We start from the raw sequence: 4,159 nt of genomic DNA, 5'->3' as shown, positions 1-4,159 counted from the left end.
AGTCCATACCTTAAATAGGTAGAGTGGATCATCAATGAAAAGGCCAAAGTTGTAGAAAAGTACGTAGCCAATACGACCACCAAGCACCACACCTAGAAAGCCAGCAAACAGTAGGTCTGATACTTGCTCTCGAGTCCAACCACTACCGGGTTGATCAGCTCGGCGATTTGCTAACCAAAGAGCAAACATAAAACCGACAAGGTACATTAGGCCGTACCAACGAACTGAGATTGGTCCTAGTTCAATAAGAACAGGATCGATATTTGGGAATTCGATAAAACCCTGAGACATACTTGGCTCTCTATCTAAATTGATTAACGGTTAGCTCAATAGCTAACAGAAAAGACACTACAGCAGCATTGTCGCTGCTATAAACATTAAAAATACCGCAAAGAATTTCTTCAGAACAGAGGTTGGTAATTGAGTGGCCAGTTTCGCACCCACTCGAGTGGTCAACACTGAGGTACAAGATATCGCAATCAAAGCCGGCAGATAAACATAACCTAAGCTATACGCAGGAAGATCATCGACAGAAGATCCATGCCAAATGAAACCTAGCATTCCCGAAATCGCGATAACACAACCGCATACCGAAGATGAGCCGACGGCTTTACGCATTTCCACACCGTGATGGTTGAGGAAAGGTACCGACAAAGACCCACCGCCAATGCCCGCTAAACTTGATACCAAACCAATACCGCCACCACACAGCACGGTTTTAGCTGAACCCGGCATCGACTTTTGGCTCTTAGAGCGAATCGACAACAGCATTTGCAACGCCAATACCAAGACAATCACACCAAAGACTTTTGGTAAGTATTGAGCTGGAATCACATCGGCCACGAAAGAACCTAGGAAGCCACCTATCACGACACCTGGTATCAACCATTTAACGACAAAAATCTCTACATTACCCAATTTTAAATGGTTAATCGCAGACGATCCCGACGTAACGATGATGGTTGATAACGAGGTAGCCAATGCCATTTGCATCGCAAACTCTTGAGGGATACCCGCTTTAGGAAGCAAAAAGAGTAAGGCAGGAACCACCAGCAAACCACCACCAATGCCCAGCAAGCCAGCTAAAACACCAACAATAGCACCAAGGCCTGCTAGCAAGCCTATCAGTTCATATGACACGTTAAATCCTATTTTTTACCCGCTCGAATGAAGCCTGTAAATTCACGCTCTTCGAAATAGTTGAGCATCATACTATAGATGTCACTTCCATACGGTTTTGATAGCGCCTCATTTGCCAAATCTTGCAGTTCACTAAGCTTAGATTGACGAATCAAATACTTAGTCCTTGCGACATTTGAGGTGTTCATACTTAACGTCTCATACCCTAACCCAATCAAGAGCAATGCACCCATTGGATCACCCGCGAGCTCTCCACATATACACACCGGCAATTGATATTGCTTACAAGTATCATGGATGTGTTTCAATGCCATGATCACTGCAGGGTGCATGGATTCATAGACATCAGAGACACGGGAATTGTTCCGGTCAACCGCCAATAAATATTGAGTTAAGTCATTGGTGCCCACCGAAACGAAATCAACTTTATCCGCAATAAGCGGAAGAAGGTAAAGCATGGATGGCACTTCAATCATGATACCGATACGCGGCATGCGAACTCGACTGTCGAGTTCATGCACTTCATCGTAGGCTTGCTCGATGAGTTGAACAGTATCATCCAGTTCTTGAGTGCTAGAGATCATCGGCAACAAGATACTCAAGTTCTGGCTATCACAACTCGCACGTAACATGGCACGTAACTGAATAATAAAGATGTCAGGATGATCGAGCGTAAAACGAATACCACGCCAACCAAGGAATGGATTGTCTTCTTCTATTGGGAAGTAAGGTAACGCCTTATCTCCACCAATATCCAAGGTTCGCATCACCACTTGCTTCTCGGGGTAACTCGCAAGCACAGAACGATACTGCTTGAATTGTTCGTCCTCTGACGGAAACCTTTGCTGCAACAAGAAAGAAATTTCGGTTCGATACAGACCAACCCCATCAACCCCTTGGTTAATGGCGATATTAGTGTCTGCACTCAAACCCGCATTAAGCAGAATCTCGACTTGCTTGTCGTCTTTCGTTTTTGCCGGTAAGTACAGTTCTCGATTGACCATAGAGGAGAGCTCACTCTCTTCTAGAATCAGCCCCCGATACTCTTTGAGCAGGTTTTTAGTCGGCTCAATAAAAATCTCACCGCTATACCCGTCAACAATCGCTTGCTTACCATTAGCTTGCGAAAGATTAAGGTTAACTCCCATAACAGAAGGAATACCCAAAGCTCGAGATAAAATCGCTGCGTGCGAGTTCGCCGCCCCTTCCAAGGAAATAACCGCTAATAGTTTTTCTTTAGGAATAGACGCTAATACAGAGGCCGTTAACTCACGAACCACCAAAATAATCGGTTTATCTAACGTGCGAAGTTCATGTTCAGAATTGTGGAGGAAATAGAGCAGTCTTTGACCAAGCTCTCGGACGTCTTGCGCTCTCTCCCGAAGGTACACATCTGACATACGAGCAAAACGGTTAGAGTAACTCTCAACAACCTGTCTCAATGCCCAATCGGCTTTGTCGCCTTTCTGAATTTGACTCTTGAGATCCTTACGTAACATGGGATCGTTGAGTAAGTGAGTAAACAGATCAAAGATCGCCAACGCGTCTTTATTGATTTCACTATCTAAACGCTTTCGCATTCGCTTAAAATCATTGAGAGCATTTTCGACAGCGACTGCCAACAGCTCATGCTCCCTTTCAACATTGAGCGTCGAAGCAGGGTAAACATCGGTGAGTTCAGGCTGAGTGTTGTCCCACCATAAGTCACCAATCGCCACACCCGATGAAGCTGCAATACCTTTGGTCGCAGGTAGCTTCTGTTGCTCTAACAGCCAATGGCCTTGAGTTTGGGCATGCGCCACAATAACCGCAAGTTGTGCTGAGAGTGTAACAAGGAAGGATTCTTCCATCTCACTGAATAAACGGGGGGACTTCTGTTGAATGACCAATACGCCAAGCACTTGCTTGCGATAGATAATCGGAGTGCCGAGAAAAGAGTGATAAACCTTTTCTCCAAGCTCGGGAAAAAACTTATAAGCAGGGTGAGCAGACGCCTGTGCAAGGTTAATAGGTTCAGCACTTCTTTTAACAAGGCCAACCAAACCTTCGTCAAAACCAATGTGAATACTATTGCCTTTGAAGATCAGGCCTTGAGTTGCCATCAACTCAAGACGCTGCATATCATTATTTGCCAAATACACGGTGCAACATTCCGTCTGCATCGCGCTGCATGTCTCTTTAACCAAAATATCAAGAGCCGTCGACACATCTTCAACTCTTGATACGTGTTCAACTATTTCCCTTAGTTGGCTGAGCATGCTTAACCTCTACGCAATTTGCGCTTTCCTTTTGTTTTTCGCTCTTTAAACGGCATTGCTAAAGATGCGAATTCTTTCATCGCTCGACGGTAAACATCTCGCTTGAAAGATACAACTTGTCGAACTGGGTACCAGTAACTCACCCAACGCCAACCATCAAACTCAGGTGTGCTTCCACGCTGCATATTGATATGCGATTCATCGCAATCTAAGCGTAAAAGAAACCACTTCTGTTTTTGTCCAATACAGACAGGTTTAGAATCCCACCGAACCAGTCGTTTGGGCAGCTTATAGCGTAACCAATGACGACTTGTCGCGACGATCTTTACATCCTTTTTAGTAAGGCCAACCTCTTCATATAACTCGCGGTACATTGCCTGTTCCGGAGTTTCACCTTCATCTATTCCCCCTTGAGGGAATTGCCATGAATGTTGCCCGTATCGTTTAGCCCAGAAGACCTGACCATGGTTGTTACAGATTACAATACCAACATTTAATCGGTAACCATCGCCATCTATCACTGGCCAACCTCTATCTAAATTTTTAATTACACTGATTTTTCCACATATCCCCAATCGGAGCAAACTTAGTGACGTGACAAGCGCTATATTTATGAATAATAACTACGAATATGGATAAGTTTTGCTCAAATCTTAGTTACCCACACAAGAGTGAGACATAGACCACATTTATTCACCTTTTCTGTGAATAACTATGTGAAGAATTACCCGCAATCGTTTTTTTTAATCCATAGATTTATC

4 protein-coding genes are annotated in these 4,159 nt (G+C 44.2%); all 4 read right to left on the bottom strand.

Annotated features, from left to right (window positions below):
* Positions 1-291: prolipoprotein diacylglyceryl transferase family protein (locus AB4653_RS16300; RefSeq protein ID WP_372104732.1), on the bottom strand; the 291-nt coding region annotated here is incomplete at its 3' end.
* A gap of 57 nt (positions 292-348) precedes the next feature.
* Complete coding sequence (locus tag AB4653_RS16295; protein WP_017098342.1) at positions 349-1,140, bottom strand: sulfite exporter TauE/SafE family protein; 792 nt, start codon at positions 1,138-1,140, stop codon at positions 349-351.
* 8 nt (positions 1,141-1,148) lie between these two features.
* Positions 1,149-3,398 carry a phosphoenolpyruvate--protein phosphotransferase gene (ptsP, locus tag AB4653_RS16290; protein ID WP_009848436.1) on the bottom strand — a complete coding sequence of 750 codons (2,250 nt, stop codon included), beginning with the start codon at positions 3,396-3,398 and terminating at the stop codon, positions 1,149-1,151.
* 2 nt (positions 3,399-3,400) lie between these two features.
* Entirely contained in the window at positions 3,401-3,919 is a 519-nt protein-coding gene (gene rppH / locus AB4653_RS16285; protein WP_009848435.1) for an RNA pyrophosphohydrolase, read from the bottom strand.
* Positions 3,920-4,159: the final 240 nt, after the last annotated feature.

This window comes from Vibrio sp. 10N.222.48.A3 (genome assembly GCF_041475345.1).
GTDB classification, from domain to species: domain Bacteria; phylum Pseudomonadota; class Gammaproteobacteria; order Enterobacterales; family Vibrionaceae; genus Vibrio; species Vibrio tasmaniensis_A.
The sequence above is the reverse complement of the archived record's forward strand: the minus strand, read 5'-3'. Positions and strand labels throughout refer to the sequence as shown.